Origin of the sequence: Streptomyces brevispora, from assembly GCF_007829885.1 — a bacterium.
Taxonomy (GTDB): Bacteria; Actinomycetota; Actinomycetes; order Streptomycetales; family Streptomycetaceae; genus Streptomyces; species Streptomyces brevispora.
Genome location: NZ_VIWW01000001.1, coordinates 5,914,966 through 5,933,265, shown reverse-complemented (window position 1 = coordinate 5,933,265; position 18,300 = coordinate 5,914,966). Strand labels below are relative to the sequence as shown.

Sequence of the window (18,300 nt, the reverse complement as noted above, 5' to 3'; positions counted from 1 at the left end):
GGTGGGCCCCTCCCGCGTAAGCGTGGCTCAGCTCGTGACGAGCCCGACGAACCCCATCCACGCGCCCGGCCCGACAGTCAGCACGGGACCGCTGGTCTGCTTCGAGTCGCGGACGTGCACGCGGGTGGCGGCAGCCGCGAACTCCAGGCACTGGCCGCCTTCAGCACCGCTGTAGCTGCTCTTCCGCCAGGCGACTTCCACGCACTCGCCGCCTTCGCCACTGCTGTAGCTGCTCTTGAACCAGGCCGATTCAGGCACGGCCGTCGGCAAATCCACCCGGCTGATCATTTCTCTCCCAGAAGTCCCATGACGACGTCCACCGATTCAAGCGGAGTCAGGGCTTGAGCTCGGATGATCCCGTGCTGCTCCTCAACATCCCGCACCACAGCCCAGTCCGTGTGCAGACGGCTGTCTCGCTGAACCTCAACGTAGGCCATCCTCCGTCCGTCGCGCTTCTCGATCAAGGTGAACGGACCAGCGAGACCGCAATGCTCCGTCCGGTCAGTAGGCATTACCTGGACTTCCACATTCCGCCGCTGTCCTTGTTCGACGATCTGCTCCAACTGGCGATGGAGTACTGACCGGCCGCCAACCGGCCTTTGCAGCACCGATTCCTCGATGACGAAGCTCAGAGTCGGCATGGGCTTCCGGGCGAAAATTACCTGGCGCGCCATCCGAGCCGCCACCCTCTGCTCGATCGTCTCCTCGTCCAGGAGCGGCCGCCGCATCGCGAACACCGAGCGTGCGTAATCCTCAGTCTGCAGCAAGCCCGGCACGGCCAGCGTCGCGTACACGTGGAGGGTGACTGCCTCCGCCTCCAACCGCGCCATGTCCCGGAAGAACGCCGGATACTGCGCCCGAGCCAACTCCTCCTTCAACGCCAGCAACAACCCCCCGGCATCCAGCACCACATCCGCCTTGTCGATGAACGCCGGCTGCGGGATGCGCCGCCCCTGCTCGAACGAAGCGATCGACTGCGCCGCGTACCCCACCCGCTTCCCGAACTCCGTCCGGTCCAGCCCCGCCCGCAGACGTAGCAGCTTCAACTGCCGTCCGAACGCGATCATCACCCCCGAACCGGGCTCGCCCTCGGGCCGCTTCCCGGCCTCCGCAGCCTCGTCCGCCCCGGCTTCTGCCTCATCCAGCGTCATCGTCACCACCGCCTGTCCCACGTCCGTACACGCCCCACGTCTGGCCCCCAACTCGGGACGACATCAACCACGATCGTGCCTCTCTACCGCAGCGCCCGCCTTGACTCGTCCTGCTCGGGCACCGTAATCACCCACCGATCCGCCTGCACCACGTTCGCAAGTGGTTCCCTCCAAAGAGTGGCCGCCGCGGAACAGTGGCAGGGGTTGCCAGGTGGCCAGCGCTAGGCATTCCCCGGGGATGTCGCCGAAGTTGCTGTCACGCCCTGCCGACCTACGGGCCAGAGGACACCATTCCGCACCGATTGACGCGCACCTGTCAGTTCGCCTTGTTATGGGACGGTCCCTGACAGCCGCCCGTCCGCGCCCCCGCCGCGTACGCGGGCAGGTTGTGCAGCTCATCCCCACAAGGACGCGGCAAGAAGGAGTGACCTGAGGCTCACACCGAAACTCTCGTGTGTCACCGCCATGGTCGCCGCGGTCATCGCCGGCGGGCCCACCGCTGCAAGCGCGCTGGGCCCCCAGGCCTCGCAACGGGTCGACGGCGTGATCGCGGCCGCGGGCGTCACCTGTACCTGGACCGACGCCACCGCCAGCGCGGGCCCGCCCGCCGACCTGACCATCGACCGTTCCACCGTCAACGCCGGCCTGGGCTGCAGCAGCGGTGCGAGCGCTATCCTCAACAACAACCCGACGGCCACCTTCGATGACGTGGCGGGCACCGCGACCTCCGACCTCATCGACATCACGGTGAAGCAGAGCATCGTCTCCTGCCGCTACTGAGCCACGAACGTCGGGTGGACCCGCGACGGCTCCACCCGCACCTATCTCAACCAGGCATTCACCGCGTCAAAGAGCTCCGGTAGCTTCCTCTGCCCGGGCTCGTTCTCCGCCGCCGCAGGCTCCGCCTCCCTGAACTTCCACTAACCACCAAGCGCCACAGCACCGCCCCCGCGCCGCCCCCGGCAGGACTCCGTCCGGCGGCGGCGCTCACGTGTTCGCGTCAGCTCCACAGGCGGCGGCGACGGTCCCCCACACACAAGCCGTTCGGCTGGTGCCAAGCCCAACGCTTACGGCCCACGCAGCCGCAGGCACTTCACCCACAGCCTGACGACCGCTGCTCACTCCTGCTCGGCCTGTTCGTCCAACAACACTCGCGCCATGTCCGAGAGGGTCAGGTTTCCTCCCTCGAGGGTCCACCGGGCAGGCCCCTGGACGGCCACGGGGGCGTCCTCCCAACCTGCGAGTTCGTACATGTGCAGAACCAGACGCGTAGGCGAATAGGCGTGGTTGTCCACCGCCCACAGGAGACACTTCGAACGGTCGTTGACCCAGGTCGCCACGCTCCGCCGAGGATCTTGGGCAAGCCATGGTTCAACGGCTTTGATCTCAGGCTTGTTTCCCAACCGAAGACGCAGTGGGGCGCCGTCCAAGATCGTTCGGTGATCCACGAGCGTGGGTACCGCGTTAGGACGCCGACTCTTCCGCTGGACCACGCTGGAGGGCCGGTACTCGGTCGGCAGATCAGGGATGACGCCTGCACGCTTCGCGTCACGGAGCACCAAGGCCGCGAGCTGCTTGCAACGAGCCACGTCCGTCAGAGTGCCACTCAGGAACGATGTCGGCCCAAATTCACTGTCGATGTGGTGAATCACCCACGACAGCACCCGAGTGGTCAGCTCAGGCACATCCACGAGAACAGTGTCCCAGTCGAAGTCGGGATCGTCGATCCGGTCCTGCTCGATGAGCTGGAAGACGAGATGCGTGATCAGCAGGTCGCCACGCTGGGCGACATCTGCTGCACGCTTCTGGAATTTCTTGCGCTCCTCGTTGAGAGCCGCTCCGACAGCTCGGTGAACCAACACCGCCCGCCAGATCTGGAAGGCGCTCGGCCGCTCCCCGAACAGCCGCGGGTACGCGCCGCCGCTTCCTCGCTCCCAGAGCAGATCGGTGTCCCGCTTGGCGCGCACGGTGAGTTCGGTGCCGTGGTGTGCACAGGCCAGGGCCGTGGCGGCATGGACCATCGAGCACCCTTCCTCCGGTGCGGGGTCCGACTCGCCACGCTTGTACACATAGGACTTCTGCAGCGACAAGGCGAAGTCCTCCCGGATCATCGCCTGGACTTCGTCCAAGGCAATGAAATCCCGTTGCTCCACGTGGTTCTGGGTGTTGGTCGTCTCCGTGATCCGTCGCGCGAAATCCGGCATGTTCTCGTCGACAACGATGACCTTCACCGTGACCTCGGCGTCCTCGACTGCCTCAGGGGACGACTGCATCGCCCTGTGCGCCGCACTGACGGTCTGCGCTCCGTTGACCACGCTGACGCCGCTGAGCCGTAGATGCACCGGTTCGTCAGGCCTGCGCCGTCCAGGCCAGTCCTCCTCCAGGCCGTCACACAGCACAGTCACACCGTTGTTGAAGAGCCAGAAGTTCTCCGGCTCCTTCGCGAGTGTGCCGAGCATGCCGGAGTTGACCCGCGTGGTGCCCAGGTTCTGCCGCAGGTTCTGGGAGTACAGGCGGTCCTCGTGGTCCCCGTACCACTCAGCGATGTTGCTGGCTGGAACGGTACCCTGGTAGGCGACAAGAGGGGTGTTCCGCTTGAGCCAGTTCGTCATCCGTACGGTGACACGCACCGGCTCGGGAGCGAGGTCTTCCTGGACCTGCCGCAGCACGTGCGCCGCGTTGACCACACGGTAGTCCAGGACCGGGCCGAGCCCGTTGAACTCCTTCCGGGCGTCTTCAAGGACTGCGACCACCTCATCGCTGAGAACCCCCGTGCCCATCACGGCGATCACCAGGGTGACCTTCAGCCGGGCGTCGTGCATGGCGGAGTTCACTCGGGCCACGATCGGGTCGAGGCGGTCGTTGAAACGGTCGTAACTACGCTGCTCGATGAGACGAAGACCGTGTATGAACTTGTGAGCCGCGTCAGTGTTGAACTTGCCCTTTCCCTCGTCACTCCACTTCGCTTGGGCGAGCCAGACCTCCTGCGTGCCTTCGGTCACCGCCACGCCGTCAATGCCCTGGTCGAGTTCCCCGTCGATGACCGACAGGCCGGCCGTCTTGTGGTCGCATCCGGTGACGACCCGGATCGCCGCAGCCGTCAGTGCGCGGGACAGGAAGCGCTGCTCGAAGCCATTCCGGTCGTACGCCTTCAGATCGTCGTCGTAGACGAGACCGGCATACTGCTCAAGCAACGCAGTCCGGATCTGGTGCCGCCGGATCGGAGTCGTAGCATTCCTGCGTTCTGCGTCGTCCATGTCATACCCCCGGAACCGCCCAGCTGTTGTGTTGACACATAGTAGTGACTCCGTTCCACTGCTCGAATAACATCCCGAATGCCGGGGAGGGCCCCTTACGCTTGGGCCTCCCTGCATCCCCTCTCGGCAGCGCGAACACCAGCTTGGAAGGCCTCGCCGCCATGGGGATGGGCAACCCCGACCAGTCGAGCCAGGAGCACCTCCCCCATGGCCAAGACCACCCAGCTCCGCACCTACACCGTCCGCGACGGCCTGCTGGACGAGTGGGTGGAGCGGTGGAAGGCCGACATCGTGCCGCTGCGACTGGAGTTGGGGTTCGCGATCGGTGGGGCCTGGGTCGACCGGGAGCGCAACCAGTTCGTCTGGATGACCTCCTACGAAGGCCCCGAGACGTTCGCGGAGCGCAACGCGATGTACTGGGCCTCGCCCGCCCGCAAGGCGATGGGCCTCGACCCGGACGACTACCTCGTGAGCACCGACGATCGGACGGTGGAAGAGCGGTACTGAGTCGGCGGCCCGTCTATGCACCCGCCAGTGGCAGCAGATGCTGTCGCCGTTCGTCCTCGTCGGGGGTCCGGAAGACGCGTCCTCGGGCGTGGGCTTCGAGCCGGTCGTAGTCGGGGGCGGCGGACCAGATGCGAGCCGTTCCGTCGAAGGAGGCGGTGAGCAGGCGGGTGCTGTCCCGGGACCAGGCGACCGACGAGACCTTGTCCTGGTGGACGCCGACGACGGCGGCCTCCTCGAAGGTGTCGGCGTGCCAGACCGGTTCAGCTGAGGTCGGGGCCGCCCGCCTCGGCGAGCTCACCAAGCAAGCTGATCGTCACATCGGCGTCGTCCGGGACGTCCGGGCCGGCATCAGGAAACGATCCGGATGCCTCCTCGTCGCCGAGATGTGGGTACTTCTCAAGGAGGAACCGCCGCCGGTACGCCACGTCGGCGGCGTCAACAATCGACTCCAAAGTGGTCCAGTTCAGGGTGCCGCCAACGAGTATCCCGAACGCGGGTACCGCTTTACCGAGTCCCTTCTTGGTAAGACGGAAGCCGAACGCCTTCGCGAACTTCACGGAGACCTTGGTGATTACTGCATCGTTCAGGACGTTCCATGTCTTGCCGCGGACGAGTGCTTGGGTGAGCCGCGAGATGTCGGCCATCGCAGCGGTCTTGGCCGTGGCCGAGGATGCTGTCCCAGCGTTGACGACAGACATCACGAAGAGCTTCTCGGCAGGCTCTTCGGGGTCGTAGCCGTAGAGCAGCGAGACCTGGCCGACACAGCGGGATGCGAGTCCGAGGACGACTGCGGTATCGGCAGCGAAAGCGCCGACGATTGCGCCTCCCGAAGGCGCTGCCGCCGCGCCGGCGGACGCGGCGGTGACGAGTTGTCCTCCGGAGATCACAAGCCCCGCGCCCGCTCCCGAAAGCGCCGCGACGGCAGGGTAGTACCAGCTCGCCGCTCGTCCACGGACAGCGTCGATCTCCTGGAGGTCGAGGCGGTGCAGGTCGGACAGCGACGCAACGTCGTGCCCGCGCTTCTTGTGGAGCGCCACCACCCGTTTGGAGGAGAGTCCTGCTCGCGAGGCCCGTCCCACCGTCTGCCGCATGGACTGCAACGCAGTGCCGCTCCAGTCCGGGAGGGCGTCGGCGGCTCCGCGAGCCTTGGCCCCCACCTTGTCAGTCCCCTTGGCAACGAGTTCCTGCCCACGTGAAACCGCCGACTGGGCCCGTGGGTGTTTCTCCAGACGCTTCGCGGCACGCTTGCCAAGTGCCGCAGTGCCTATAGCCACTTGCTCGCTGGCGTTTTTCATCATGCGTGACAGTGCGCGGTCCTTGAACCGCTGGATGTCACGCCATGCCACGAGCTCGTACTCCGAGGGATCTGCCATTTCGCGATCGTAGCGGCCAAGACCTCTGCGCAGAGCCGGATTCCCGCCACCGATTCATGTACACAACAGGGCTGCGTGCTGCGGAGAGCGCGGGTCGCGGATGCTGCTCGGCCTCGCCACCAGCCCACGCGGCACCACCTGCTCCTGCCTCGTCCGTGCCGGGCAGAGGGTAGAGGCGAACTGATACAAAAACATGAGCAATTGCTCATCCGCATGGGGACGAATGTACGCCAGGAGCCACGGACTCCGCGTACCATCCGGTTCCCACCTGGACGCGGCTCCGCCACGACCCGCCCCCACGCGCGTACAGCCGGACGCCCACCGCGTACAGGCAGATGGCGACCGCGCGTCACCCATGGTCACGGTGAGCGATGGCGCGAGAGCGTGGGGTCATGACCAGTAACCCGCAACTCCCCGTGCGCACCACCCAACCCACCCCACCCCGCTTCCCCTGGCATCACTTCGCGATGCGGTTCAGTTCCACGCCCCGCGGCGTCCGGCTGGCCCGTCGTCTGGCCGGGGAACGTCTCGACGCGTGGGGCACTCCGTACGGCAGCGACGCGCACGACGTGGTGACGCTGATCGTCGCCGAGCTGAGCGCGAACGCCGTGCGCCACGGGCACGTTCCGGGGAGGGACTTCCTCCCGTGCCTGTCCGCCGAGGGCACGGCTGTGCGCGTCGAGGTCACCGACACTCGGGGCGAGCGGATCCCCGTTCGACCCGCCGGACCGCCGGATGCCGAACTCGACGGGGGCAGGGGCTTGCTTCTGGTGTCGGAACTGGCAGACCGCTGGGGCTGGTTCCCGTGCACGGACGGACCGGGCAAGACGGTCTGGGCCGTCGTGGAGATGCCATCCACATAGGCGACCGCCCGGCACCCGCCCCGTGACCGGAAATCAGCCCTCCGATACGGCCGGCCCCACCACGGCTGGACCGGAGATCACTGTTCCGGAGAGACTTGCTCCCGACGATGCCGGAGCCAGGGCCGTCCGCACCCACCGGCCCCGCACCCGCACTCACGCACACCCGGGGGCAATGTGCCGCAGCAGCAGTCGATCGCCGGTCGGTACGACCTCCTCGAACCGCTCGCCAACGGTGGCATGGGCGATGTGTGGCGTGGGTACGACACCGTGCTGGACCGGCCGGTCGCGGTGAAGCGGATCAGGCCGCAGGCCGTGGCCGACTCGCCCCAACTGGCCGAGGAGTTCGTCAAACGATTCCGCCGTGAGGCCCGGATCACGGCGCGGATCCAGCACCCTGGCGTGCCCCAGGTGTACGACGCGGTGCTCGACGACAGCTACGAACGGCTGTTCCTCGTGATGGAACTGGTCGACGGCATGCCGCTGTCCGCGTACATACGCCCGGATCGCATGCTGCCGGTCAGCTGGGCTGTGGCTGTGGCGGCGCAGGTCGCCACCGTGCTGTCGCACGCGCACGAAGTGCCGGTGGTCCACCGCGATCTGAAACCGAGCAATGTTCTGGTCGCTCGCGACGGGACGGTGAAGGTCCTCGACTTCGGGATCGCCGCCATACTGCGGACCGACGTGACCAAGCTGACCGCGACCGGCAGCCCCGTCGGCACGTACCAGTACATGGCCCCCGAGCAGGTGCGCGGCGGGCGGATCTCCCCGCAGACCGACCTGTACGCCCTGGGGTGTGTGCTGCACGAACTGCTGGGCGGACGGGTGCTGTTCAGTGCGGACAGCGAGTACATGGTGATGTACCAGCACGTGAACGCGGCCCCCACCCCGCTGCGCGTGCTGCGTCCCGAGGTGCCGAAGGCCCTGGAGGACCTCGTCCTTCACCTGCTGCTCAAGTCACCGGAGGCCAGGCCGGCCGATGTGCAGGAGGTGTACGAACGGCTGCGGCCATTCCTGCCGCCGCCGGGTGAGAGTCCCGCGCCGGGGGACACCGGGCCTGCGGGCGTGCCCGATCCGACGGGGATCTTCCGCGACCCGTACGCGCCGCGGGCCCGGGCGGGCGCACGCCGCGCAGCCGGCACGACGATCGACCCGCGGACCGGCCCGCCCGCGCCCGTCCCCGTACCCGTTCCGGCACAGCTGCGGGAGGAGATCGACGAGGCCTACGCGCACTCCGAAGCGCTGCTGGAGGAGGAGCGGTTCGCGCAGGCCGCCGAGGTGCTCGGCGAGGTCGTCGAACCCGCCGCACGTGTCCTGGGTGCGGAGAGCAAGAAGGTACTGGCCTTGCGGAAGAACCGGGCGGCTATCCAGCTGCTCGGTGGGGACTACCGGGCGGCGCTGCCCGAGTTCGACGCCCTGGCCGACGCGTACGCCCGTACCGACGGTCCGACCGGCGCATCGGCGCGCGCCTGCCGCGCCCAGGCCGCTCGCTGCCGTGCCGAACTCGGTCAGGCCACCGACGCGCTCATCGCGCTGCGCGGCCTCCTGGAGGTCGTGCGGACCGTTGACAGCGACCTGAGTGAGGAAGCCGTCGAGCTGCGCCGCGACATCGGGATGCTGCTGCTCGCGCAGGGACAGGCGGCCGAGGCGGACCGGATTCTGCGGCCGCTGCACGACGACCTGTGTGTGGTCTTCGGACCCGGTGACGAGATGTCCGAGGAGGTCGCCGAGGCACTGGCTCTGATCCGCCTGGGGCTCGACGGGCCCGACGCCTGATCCACCTTCCACACGCCTCTGCCGCACCGTATGCCCGACCCGTCACACCCGCTCCTCCCCCGGAGAGTCCGCACATGCCTCATCTCGCGTTCGACATCGGTTTCTGCGCCCAGCTCAGCAAGCTGCAAGGCACGGTCAAGCAGGGGGTGTTCGACGCGTGGGAGAAGTTCGAGCGGCTCACCCTGGACCAGCTGTTCAAGGACCCCGGGCTGAAGCTCGAAACGCTGAAGCGGGCCCGTGATCCGCATATCCGGACCATCCGGATCGATCAGGGGACGCGGGGGGTCGTCCTCGCGCCCGACAGCGGGGACACGTACGTGCTGCTTCGGGTGATGCCGCACGACAAGGCCATCGACTGGGCCGTGAAACAGAAGGCCAGCATCAACACGGTCACCCGTGCCGTGGAGGTGCGGGACATCGCGATGCTCGACGAGCTCACGCCCGCGTACGAGCGCATCGCCCCCGCGCCCGAGCGGCGGCTCTTCGCCAAGGTGTCCGACGGGGATCTGGCCGCCCTCGGGATCGACGGGACCACGCTCCGCCAAGCGCGCGCACTGACCGATCCCGAGCAACTGGAGGTCTTCGCTCCGTACTTCCCCCAGGACCAGCGTGAGGTCCTCGAGTACCTCGCCGCGGGATTCACCGTGGAGGACGTGTGGCGGGAGGTCGTGTCCGTCGCGCTGGCCGCCGCGCCCGGGGACGACGCACCGGTGGACACCGAGGACTTCGCGACCGCCATCCACCGCACCCGTACCCGTATCGCGCACGTCACCGGGTCCGAGGAGCTGCGGGACATCCTCGACAAGCCGTTCGCCGCCTGGCGCGTCTTTCTGCACCCTTCTCAGCACAAGGTCGCCTACCGTGCCTCGTACTCCGGCCCCGCCCAGGTAACCGGGGGTCCCGGCACCGGAAAGACCGTCGTCGCCCTGCACCGCGTGCGCCATCTGCTGGGGTACCTGAGGGACGGTGAGCGCATCCTGCTCACCACGTACACCAACGCCCTGGTGGGGGCCCTGCGGGCGGGACTGGCCTCCCTCGTCGAGGACGAGGCGCTGCGCGACCGGGTGGACATCATGACCGTCGACGCGTTCGCGGGCCGTGTCCTGTCCACCTCACGGCGGCCGCTTCGCGGTGGGGAGGAGGAGACGCGGTGGGCGCAGGCGGCGACCGCCACCGGGTTCACCGGCAGCACGCAGTTCCTGGGACAGGAGTACCGGCACGTGATCCTGGCGCAGAACGTGCGGACGGAGCAGGAGTACGTGGACTGCGAGCGCCCCGGACGCGGCAGCAGGCTTTCGGCGTCGGCCCGGCCGCTCGTGTGGCGCACGGTGGAGGAGTTCACCGGCCGGCTCGCTTCGGACGGGTTGCGCACCTACCTGGGCACCTGTGCGGAGGCCGCCGACCTGTTGGCGGCCGAGGGTCCCCGGTACCGGCATGTGGTGGTCGACGAGGCACAGGATCTGCACCCCGCTCAGTGGCGGCTGCTGCGGGCGGCGGCCCCGGCCCGCCCCGACGACCTGTTCATCGCCGGGGACCCGCATCAGCGCATCTACGACTCGAAGGTGTCGCTCAAGGCGGTCGGGATCAAGGTCGCGGGCCGGTCGGCCAAGATGCGCAAGAACTACCGCTCCACGCACGAGATCCTCAGCTGGTCCACCGCCCTCCTCGTCGGCCGCCCCTTCGAGCAACTGGCGGACGACGCCCGCCACGAGACGCTGCTCGGCTACCGCTCGGCCCTGCACGGCAACGGACCCGAGGTGTACGGGGCGGATTCGGAGGAAGCGGAACTCGATGCCGTTCTCGCGCGTGTCCGTGCCTGGATCGACAGCGGTGTCGCACCGGGCGAGATCGGAGTGAGCGCCCGGTTCAACAAGAACTGCGACAAGGCCGTGGACCGGCTCCGGACCGCCGGAATCCTCGCAGCCCGTCTGCGGGGTGACGTGCCGGCCTCGCCGGACGCCGTACAGGTGGGCACGATGCACGCTTTCAAGGGGCTGGAGTTCCGGTGCGTCGCGGTCCTCGGGGTGAACGAGGGCGCGCTGCCGTATCCACGGGCGGTGACTCCCCTCGACGTCGACCGCGTACAGCATGCGTCGGACCTGATGGCGGAACGCTGCCTGCTGTTCGTCGCCTGCACGCGGGCACGCGACGGACTGTACGTCTCGTGGTCCGGCGCGCCCAGTGAGTTCCTGGTGGACGCCGGAGTGGGCCGGGACTCGTAGCCCGCACCCGCCTGTCTCGTGCGGTCCTCGCCCCGTTTCTCGTCCCCGCTGCTTTGCCGGGATCAGGCAGCCCCGGGGCCCCGCTGCCTGCCGGTCTCGCTTCTTGATGTCCGGCCCGGCGGCGGCGCAAGCTGGCCGGGCAGGGGAACTGCTGTTGCGATGCGAGGGGGCCCGGATGAGGCACACGCCTGTGTTCCGGTGGGTGCTGGCACTTGGCCTGGTGCTGATCGGCTGTTCGATGGGCGTGTACTTCGCGGCGCCGGGCTTCCCCGAGGTCCGGAAGGTCGACCTCACCGTGCTCGACGAGGCGCGTGACGTAGCGGACCGGATCGAGGCCGGTCTGCGGAGACCGACGGCAGCGGGCAGCCTTCCTCCTGACGTGGATGTCCCTCGGCAGCCGGCCCGGGTCAGTGGTGGCGGTGGATGATCAGGTCGGCGACGGCGGTGAGCGCGTGCCGGGCTGCGGGTTGGGGCCGGGCGAGGGCGAGATGGGCCAGGGCCAGGGTGTGTCGGCGTTCGGCTTCGCCCTGTGCCCAGGCGCGGCCTCCGGCGGCTTCGATCAGGTCGGTCACCTCGCGCAGGTCAGCATGGGTGAGTGGAGTCCGGCTTCTGTAGAGGTCGGCCAGGCGGCGGGATGCGGTGCCGCCGTGGGCGAGGGCAGCCGCGACGGGCAGGGTCTTCCTACGGGCGCGCAGGTCCGACAGGTGGGGCTTGCCGGTGTTTCGCTGGGTGCCCCAGATGCTGAGCAGGTCGTCGACGAGTTGGAGGGCGAGGCCGAGGTCCTCGCCGAAGGCGCGCAGGTGTTCCACCCGGTCCGCCTGGGCGCCGCCGGCGATCGCGCCGAGCGCGCAGGACGCCGCCAGCAGCGCACCGGTCTTCGCGGCGGCCATCGCGACGCACTCCTCCAGGACGGCCTCGTCGCACCGCTCGGACCGGGCGTCGGCGTATTCGCCGTCGATCAGCTGCTGGCCGGAGGCGTTGAAGTGGGACAGGCCCCGGTCACAGAGGGGTACGGGCGCCCGGGCCAGGACCTGGTTGGCCAGGATGAGCAGGGCATCGCCCGCCAGGATCGCGGCCGCGATCCCGAACGAGGACCAGATGGCGGGCCGGTGGCGCCGCGTCGCGTCCCGGTCGATGACGTCGTCGTGCAGCAGCGAGGCGTTGTGTGCCAGGTCGACCGCGACCGCCGCCGGGACCGCGGCCGTGCGGTCGCCGCCGACCGCGTCACCGGCCAGCAGCACGAGCGCCGGCCGTAGCCCCTTGCCGGCGCCGGTATCGGCGTTGGCGAGCGGCGTGCCCGCCTCGTCCCACCATCCGTAGTGCACGCCCACCAGGTGGCGGATCGCCCCGGGCAGGCCGTCCACCGCCTCGCGCACGGCGGGCAGCACCCGCTGCCGTGCCTGCGCGAGGACCGCGTACACCGTGTCGGTACGGTCACCTGCGTCCCGTACATCCATACGCGTCCCCTGTTCGGTCGTTGCACTGTGGTGCGACGGGTGGTGCCCTCGCCGGGCAGACCCTCGTTGTGGGTGGACGAGCGTCGTGCGTGGGCCGGGGCGGGGTCGGCCGGTCTGGCTCGACTGGGTCTCGGTCGGTCCGCGACGTGTGACGGAGGCCCGGGTGCACGGGTGGCGCGGGGTGCTCTGTTCCCACTCGTGGTAGCCGCGCAGGCGTGGCCCCAACGCCCGGGTGCGGAGCCCTGCGCGCGCACCAGCCGCACGACGACATCCCGGCTCAGGTTTACCACCGCGAGGAGACTCCGCGGGATTGACGCTCCGGGACCGGTCATCGGCTCTGCGAAATCGCCCGGCCGCACCGACCATCGCCGGTCGGCGCGCTGCGACCTTCGCGGCCCTCACCGCCCCGCGCGGACTCCCGGTGGTCCGGGCCGGCGTTCACCGCAACGACGACAAAGCCGGTCAAGGCGACGTTGTGTCGCTTTGACCGGCTTCATTTGGTCGATTGACCTTGGTGGCCAACCGACATAATTGGCCTGGCCTGGGCTTTAATACCGCTAGCTGGGGCAGCGTTCCCAGGCACTTCAAGATCGTTTCCCAGCTCACCGTGGTCGGCCTCATCGTCCCCTCCGCCCGCAGCAAGGGCGGCTTCCGTCTCTACGCAGAGGCCGACGTCAGTCGGCTCATGGTGATTCGGCGCATGAAGCCGCTGGATTTCTCCCTCGCGGAGATGCGTGACCTGCTGGAGATCACTGACCGGCTCGGCGCCCAGGATGATCCGCCCGCGCCTCTGGAGCGCGAGCGACTTCGTGAGCGACTTGACGCGTACCGCAAGGTGGCCGACGCGCGGTGCGAGACCCTGCGCGCGACTGGCGATGGCCGAGGGCTTGCCGCCATGCTGCGTGACCGGATGAATGCGGATGTCCGAGCTCGGGTGGCAAGTGAGCAGACTGCTTCCGGAGGGGGCCTCCCCCGGTGAGTCGACCTGAGGCGCGGTGCCGGGATTGCTCCTGGTCCGTTTCCTCAGGCCGCTCTCCGAACCCGCCGTGCGGCTCACACCGCAACGGGCTCTCCACGGAATCTGCCGTCAGGCTGTGTTCTTGCAGGCCAACGGCCAGGGAGTGGGAATCTTGCTGCCTCAGTAGCAGTATCGGGTGACGGGCACCCGCGCCAGGTCGAACAGTTCGATCCCGTCTGCCGTGATGGGCTTCCACCGCCCGGAGGGGGTGGTCAGCCATCGGCGGACGTCCTTCCACTTCCATCGGTGCCGTACCATCAGCGCTGAGGAAAGTCCGATCCGGGAGATGCCGGGGGGCCGGGTAGTTAGCGTTTTCGCAGGTCACGCAAGTGATTTGAAGGATTCTTGACGCAGAGCAACGGAGCTCGTTGGTACAGGCAGTCGACCAAGACAGCTTGTCCCGAAGGAGCTCCGTTGCCCCGTCGTTGTGTCCTGCCGTCTGCGCTGACGGCCATCACCCGAACGGTCACCGTGGCCGGGGGCCGGTTCGCTCCCGGGCACCTGGGGGAACTGACGGCGGTCGCGCCGTTTGCGCTGGTGGACGCGGTCCTTGCGGAGACAAGGACCGTGCAGCAGCGGCTGCGTGATCTTCCGTCGCGGGTCGGGGTCTACTTCTTGCTGGCGATGTGCCTGTTCCCTGAGGTCGGCTATCGCCTCGTCTGGGACAAGCTGACCGCGGGTCTGTCCGGGATGCCCGTGGTCTGTCCGTCGGCGGAGGCGTTGCGTGACCTGCGCCAGCGGATCGGCAGCGCGCCGGTGCGGGCGTTGTTCGAGGTACTGCCGGGTTGCTGGCCCGGCCGACGACGCCAGGAGTGCGTTTCGGTCCGTACCGGACGGTGTCGTTCGACGGCTGCAGCTCGCTGAGGGTGCCCGATTCCGAACGGAACCGGGCCTGGTTGGGCAGGACTTCGCATCATGGCTATCCGACGCTGGAGTTGATGACGCTGGTCGAGACCGGCACCCGGGCCCTGGCCGGGGCGGTGTTCGGCCCCACCGCCGAGGGCGAGACGAGCTACGCCCGCCGGCTGCTGCATCTGCTGCGGCCGGACATGCTGGTGCTGTGGGACAAAGGATTCGACAGTAACGCCTTCCTCGCGCAGGTCACCGACACCGACGCCCAGGTCCTGGGCCGGCTCCGCAGCAACCGGCGCACGCCGGTCCTCACTCGCCTCGCTGACGGCTCCTACCTGTCGGTGATCGGCACCGTGAAAGTACGGATCATCGACGCACAGATCGCCGTGACCTGCGCGGACGGCACGTCCTTCACCGGGTCCTACCGACTGGTCACCACCCTGACCGACGCCCGCCGTTACCCCGCCGCCGCGCTGGTGGGTCTCTATCACCATGGTCTCGCAGGAGACGATGACGCCGCGCTCGAGCATCAGCTCCTCGACCTCGCGGAAGGACAGCGGGAAGCGGAAGTACAGCCAGACCGCGTGCGCGATCACCTCCACCGGGTACCGGTGGCCCTTGTACGACGGCGACGCGGACGACACGAACGTATCCCTCCCCGGCACGACCAACGAGAAGATCATCCCACCCGGCCAGTCAACGTGACAGTGCCCTGTGAACGCCTGATGCGCGAGAACCGTCCGACTGAGCATGATCGCCACATCCGGATCGTGCCACCCACCAGCAAGAACAGATCACCCGTTATCACGCACCAGCTCGTAAAAACACGAAGCGGGCGGACATGGCGGCTTTCGAGCCCTTGCGCGACCGCGACCGCGCTGTCGCATCCTTGAGCCAGGAGGTGTTCGCGCCGGCTGAGCGGACGGGTGCGGTAGCGGGGCAACGGACGCGGCCCCTCAACCGATCGTCGCTCCCGGCCCTATAGCCCTCGCCGCCCGTTCGTGCTCAGCCGACGTCAACTGGTGAGGAGCAATTGTCAATTCCTGTGGATCACCGTGGGGAGCCTCAAGTGGCCCGCAGCCATTGATCGAGGACTGCGAAGTCTTCGGTGGTGAGGCCGCGGGACGACGCGACGCGGTGGAGGAAGGCCGGGGTGGGGTGGTGGGTGGACACCCAGTCCCGATCGGCGTCGGTGATCTCGTCGTCGACCCAGACGAACGGGCGTCCGTCCGCCCATGCCGCCAGGGTTCGGGTCTTCCAGTGGAGCCCGTACCACTGGTCCTCGCGTTCATGCGCGTCGGAGGGTTCCGGCCAGTGCACGACCGGCAGGGGCGGCAGGGGCGGCAGGCCGAGCCGCGGTGCTATGTCGGTGTTTGCCGCCTCCTGCCAGGTGGTGGCCCAGACCAGCTCGCACGGCAGTGCCGCGAGGCGGGGCCCGACGCGCGGGTCGAGCCGCGTCAGGTGCGAATCTGTCGCGGTGCCCCACCACCGCGAACCTGCGGGAGAAGTACGGCAGCTTCACCGAACTCCGCGGGGCCTGCGCGATCTTCTGCCAGCAGGTCAATACCCGCGTCCACCGCGAGACCGGCAAGACCCCGGCCTCCGCACTGGACGTCGAACGCACCCGCCTGCACCCACTACCCGCAGCACCTCACACCCTCGCGCTCGGCGGGTCCCGCCAGGTGCTGCGGGACCAGACCGTCCGCTTCGGCTCGGTCCGCTACTCGACCCCGCCGGGCCTGGTCGGCCAGGAAGCCTGGGTCCGCGCCGATGGCGAGGAACTCGTCATCGTGGTGGATCTGTCCCGGCTCGCGCACCGACCGGAATGGATGCAGGGCCCGGCCGGGCTGACGGAAGTCGCCCGGCATCCCCTGTCCCTGCCCGGACGGCCCGTCATCGACCTGGCGCACTATCCCAACCATCCGCAGGAGATGGACGGCTCCCCGCGCCAGCCCAAACCCAAGCCCGCCAACGACGCCGAGGCAGCCTTCCTCGCGCTTGGCCCCGGGGCGAAGTCCTGGCTGATCGAGGCCGGCGCCGCGGGCACCACCCGGATCCGGGTGAAGATGGCCGCCGCCGTCGAAGCTCGCTGCCCTCATCGGTGCCGCCGAAGTCGACCTCGGCCTCGGTCTCGCGGCGACCGCGGGACGGTTCGCCGAGGACGACCTGATGTCCATCGTCCAGCACCGCCAGAACGGCACCCGCACCGCCGACCTGGTCGTCGCCGACGAGTCCCACTCCGTCCAGCCAGGCACTTCCGCCTGGGCCGACTTCGGCCGTCGGCCTTCCTGATCCACCGGTCCCGGGCCGCTTCGCGGCCCGGGACCGGCAAGCCCGAACAGTCCGCCGCAGAAAGGCAGTCGATGATGAACACCACCGCTGTTGCTGATCCACCCGAAGTGGTTCCGGCCCCGTCCCCGGTCCCGCCGTCTCCGGCACCGCCGCCGATCCCCATCGAGCTGGAGGCCGTCCTGAAGCGGATGCGGTTTCCGTACTTGCGCCGGGCGGCCCCCGAAGTCCTCGCCACCGCCCGATCTCAACGCTGGGACCCTGCCGAAGTAATCCGAATCCTGCTGGAGGAAGAGATCAAGGGCCGGGACGAGGCGACCCGCCGCAACCACCGCCAGCAGGCCCAGCTCCCGTCGGGCAAGACCTTCGACTCCTGGCGCGAGGCCGACTCCTCCATCCCGGCCCCGACCCAGCAGGCCCTGATGACGCTGGAATGGATCGGCCGCGCGGAAAATCTGGCTGTCGCCGGGCCCTCCGGCACGGGCAAAAGCCATCTCGCCGAGGCCCTGGCGAACAAGGCCATCGACGAGGGGCTGAAGGTCTCCTGGTTCACCCTCGAATCGCTCACCGCCCACCTGGGCCGGGCGACCGTCGACAACACCGTCTCCAAGGCCGTCGCGAAGATCACCCGATGCGACCTCATCATCATCGACGACATCGGCATGCTGCCCTCCGGACAGGCCGCCGCCGAAGCGTTCTACCGCGTCATCGACGCCGCCTACGAACGCCGGTCCGTGATCGTCACCTCGAACCTGCACCCCTCAGGCTTCGACTCGATCATGCCCAAGACCCTGGCCACCGCCGCCGTCGACCGGCTCCTGCACCACGCCCACATCGTCCTCACCGAAGGCTCCAGCCTGCGGCTGACCCAGGCCACAACCGGCCAGGGCGTCGTCCCGCTGAACCAGCCAGGCCAGAGCGCGTCTTTGATGGGTTCGTCGGCTGACCAAAGAGACAGAACCTAGGATTCCCCGGCCTCCTCGACGTTGGCGACCATCCTGCGCAGCACCTTGAGCGCGGCCACGTACTCTTCATCGCTGATGCCCTCGTGGACCACGGCGCGCAGCTCGGTCACCAGCTCGCGCAGCCGCACCCTGGCAGCCTCCCCGGCATCGGTAAGCTGCAGGCGCTGCCCGGCGTCGATCCGGAGCCAGCCGCGGTGGAACAGCTGGTCGATGACACGAGCGATCTCATGCGGCCCGTCCGCGAGGGGCGTCAGCTGGATGACGACCTCCTCGCGACTCGGCGCCGCGGGGCCGCCGTTTACCCGGTTGAGCACCCAGTACTGCGGCTGCGTGACGTCGATCCTGGCCATAGCGTCACGCAGATGCCGGGTGACGGCTACGTGGGCGAGGCCACTCCAGTAGCCAATGGGCTGGGTGGCCAGCATGTCGTCGGTGGCGGCCGGATCAGCCGGCGCCTGGTCGGTGGTGATGTCAGTCAGCGGTCCCATGACCGCGACGCTATATCCCCCAACGCTCACACACCCCCATCCGAGGGACGAATAGTCGTACCGGGCAGGGAGGTCAACTGTCCGC

Annotated in this window: 18 protein-coding genes and 4 pseudogenes; 12 read left to right on the top strand and 10 right to left on the bottom strand. The window is 68.5% G+C overall.

Features of this window, described 5'->3' with window-relative positions:
* Positions 1-27 precede the first annotated feature (27 nt).
* Positions 28-288, bottom strand: a complete 261-nt coding sequence (locus FHX80_RS27325) for a DUF397 domain-containing protein (protein ID WP_145766622.1) — start codon at positions 286-288, stop codon at positions 28-30.
* A complete protein-coding gene (locus FHX80_RS27320; protein ID WP_145766621.1) occupies positions 285-1,151 on the bottom strand; it encodes a helix-turn-helix domain-containing protein in 867 nt (288 codons plus the stop codon). Before FHX80_RS27320 ends, FHX80_RS27325 begins: the two co-directional genes overlap by 4 nt.
* Positions 1,152-1,616: 465 nt before the next feature.
* Between FHX80_RS27320 and FHX80_RS36035 the strand changes: the two genes are divergently transcribed.
* On the top strand, positions 1,617-1,931 hold the full coding sequence (locus FHX80_RS36035; protein WP_244318470.1) for a hypothetical protein: 315 nt from the start codon (positions 1,617-1,619) through the stop codon (positions 1,929-1,931).
* Between the two features lie 338 nt (positions 1,932-2,269).
* Here the strand turns inward: FHX80_RS36035 and FHX80_RS27310 are convergent, their stop codons facing one another.
* Positions 2,270-4,408: an AIPR family protein gene (locus FHX80_RS27310; protein ID WP_145766620.1), complete on the bottom strand. Its 2,139-nt coding sequence runs from the start codon at positions 4,406-4,408 to the stop codon at positions 2,270-2,272.
* 207 nt (positions 4,409-4,615) lie between these two features.
* Here FHX80_RS27310 and FHX80_RS27305 point away from each other — a divergent pair, with 207 nt between their 5' ends.
* The gene (locus FHX80_RS27305; protein ID WP_145766619.1) at positions 4,616-4,915 is read left to right on the top strand and encodes an NIPSNAP family protein; all 300 of its coding nucleotides are present in this window, start codon (positions 4,616-4,618) and stop codon (positions 4,913-4,915) included.
* A 13-nt stretch (positions 4,916-4,928) separates the two neighbouring features.
* Here the strand turns inward: FHX80_RS27305 and FHX80_RS27300 are convergent, their stop codons facing one another.
* Complete coding sequence (locus tag FHX80_RS27300; protein WP_244318468.1) at positions 4,929-5,213, bottom strand: hypothetical protein; 285 nt, start codon at positions 5,211-5,213, stop codon at positions 4,929-4,931.
* Positions 5,176-6,288, bottom strand: coding sequence for an EcsC family protein (locus tag FHX80_RS27295; RefSeq protein ID WP_145766618.1), 1,113 nt, complete (start codon positions 6,286-6,288; stop codon positions 5,176-5,178). Before FHX80_RS27295 ends, FHX80_RS27300 begins: the two co-directional genes overlap by 38 nt.
* A 392-nt stretch (positions 6,289-6,680) precedes the next feature.
* Between FHX80_RS27295 and FHX80_RS27290 the strand changes: the two genes are divergently transcribed.
* The 4 genes from FHX80_RS27290 to FHX80_RS27275 all read left to right on the top strand — a co-directional run bounded on the left by FHX80_RS27290 (position 6,681) and on the right by FHX80_RS27275 (position 11,573).
* Positions 6,681-7,151 carry an ATP-binding protein gene (locus FHX80_RS27290; RefSeq protein ID WP_145766617.1) on the top strand — a complete coding sequence of 157 codons (471 nt, stop codon included), beginning with the start codon at positions 6,681-6,683 and terminating at the stop codon, positions 7,149-7,151.
* A 174-nt stretch (positions 7,152-7,325) separates the two neighbouring features.
* Positions 7,326-8,924, top strand: coding sequence for a serine/threonine-protein kinase (locus FHX80_RS27285; RefSeq protein WP_145766616.1), 1,599 nt, complete (start codon positions 7,326-7,328; stop codon positions 8,922-8,924).
* A gap of 74 nt (positions 8,925-8,998) precedes the next feature.
* Entirely contained in the window at positions 8,999-11,146 is a 2,148-nt protein-coding gene (locus FHX80_RS27280; protein ID WP_145766615.1) for a UvrD-helicase domain-containing protein, read from the top strand.
* A gap of 175 nt (positions 11,147-11,321) precedes the next feature.
* Positions 11,322-11,573 carry a hypothetical protein gene (locus FHX80_RS27275; protein WP_145766614.1) on the top strand — a complete coding sequence of 84 codons (252 nt, stop codon included), beginning with the start codon at positions 11,322-11,324 and terminating at the stop codon, positions 11,571-11,573.
* Here the strand turns inward: FHX80_RS27275 and FHX80_RS27270 are convergent.
* Positions 11,554-12,603, bottom strand: coding sequence for a polyprenyl synthetase family protein (locus tag FHX80_RS27270; protein ID WP_145766613.1), 1,050 nt, complete (start codon positions 12,601-12,603; stop codon positions 11,554-11,556). The genes FHX80_RS27275 and FHX80_RS27270 overlap by 20 nt on opposite strands.
* A gap of 589 nt (positions 12,604-13,192) precedes the next feature.
* Between FHX80_RS27270 and FHX80_RS27265 the strand changes: the two genes are divergently transcribed.
* From FHX80_RS27265 to FHX80_RS36030, 3 genes and pseudogenes are all read left to right on the top strand, one after another.
* Positions 13,193-13,582, top strand: a complete 390-nt coding sequence (locus FHX80_RS27265) for a MerR family transcriptional regulator (protein WP_244318643.1) — start codon at positions 13,193-13,195, stop codon at positions 13,580-13,582.
* Positions 13,583-14,092: 510 nt separating this feature from the next.
* On the top strand, positions 14,093-14,485 hold the full coding sequence (locus FHX80_RS27255) for a transposase domain-containing protein (RefSeq protein WP_341874044.1): 393 nt from the start codon (positions 14,093-14,095) through the stop codon (positions 14,483-14,485).
* Positions 14,434-14,904, top strand: a pseudogene (locus tag FHX80_RS36030) (transposase); the annotation flags it as partial. The gene FHX80_RS27255 and the pseudogene FHX80_RS36030, both read left to right, overlap by 52 nt.
* 60 nt (positions 14,905-14,964) lie before the next feature.
* Here FHX80_RS36030 and FHX80_RS36025 read toward each other — a convergent pair.
* Both FHX80_RS36025 and FHX80_RS36020 read right to left on the bottom strand, forming a co-directional pair.
* Positions 14,965-15,156 (bottom strand): annotated as a pseudogene (locus FHX80_RS36025) (hypothetical protein); the annotation flags it as partial.
* A 382-nt stretch (positions 15,157-15,538) separates the two neighbouring features.
* Positions 15,539-15,934: pseudogene (locus FHX80_RS36020) on the bottom strand (HAD domain-containing protein); the annotation flags it as partial.
* Between FHX80_RS36020 and FHX80_RS36855 the strand changes: the two are divergent.
* A pseudogene (locus tag FHX80_RS36855) lies at positions 15,832-16,224 on the top strand (IS21 family transposase); the annotation flags it as partial. The pseudogenes FHX80_RS36020 and FHX80_RS36855 overlap by 103 nt on opposite strands.
* On the opposite strand, the gene FHX80_RS36015 reads toward FHX80_RS36855, so the two are convergent.
* Positions 16,111-16,383: a hypothetical protein gene (locus FHX80_RS36015; protein ID WP_244318466.1), complete on the bottom strand. Its 273-nt coding sequence runs from the start codon at positions 16,381-16,383 to the stop codon at positions 16,111-16,113. The pseudogene FHX80_RS36855 and the gene FHX80_RS36015 sit on opposite strands and share 114 nt — an antisense overlap.
* 259 nt (positions 16,384-16,642) lie before the next feature.
* Between FHX80_RS36015 and FHX80_RS36450 the strand changes: the two genes are divergently transcribed.
* Positions 16,643-16,765: a hypothetical protein gene (locus tag FHX80_RS36450; protein WP_280118764.1), complete on the top strand. Its 123-nt coding sequence runs from the start codon at positions 16,643-16,645 to the stop codon at positions 16,763-16,765.
* 71 nt (positions 16,766-16,836) lie between these two features.
* Positions 16,837-17,727 carry an IS21-like element helper ATPase IstB gene (gene istB / locus FHX80_RS27235; RefSeq protein ID WP_280118763.1) on the top strand — a complete coding sequence of 297 codons (891 nt, stop codon included), beginning with the start codon at positions 16,837-16,839 and terminating at the stop codon, positions 17,725-17,727.
* Here istB and FHX80_RS27230 read toward each other — a convergent pair.
* Positions 17,724-18,215, bottom strand: coding sequence for a MarR family winged helix-turn-helix transcriptional regulator (locus FHX80_RS27230; RefSeq protein ID WP_145766610.1), 492 nt, complete (start codon positions 18,213-18,215; stop codon positions 17,724-17,726). The two genes, istB and FHX80_RS27230, sit on opposite strands and share 4 nt — an antisense overlap.
* Positions 18,216-18,300: the final 85 nt, after the last annotated feature.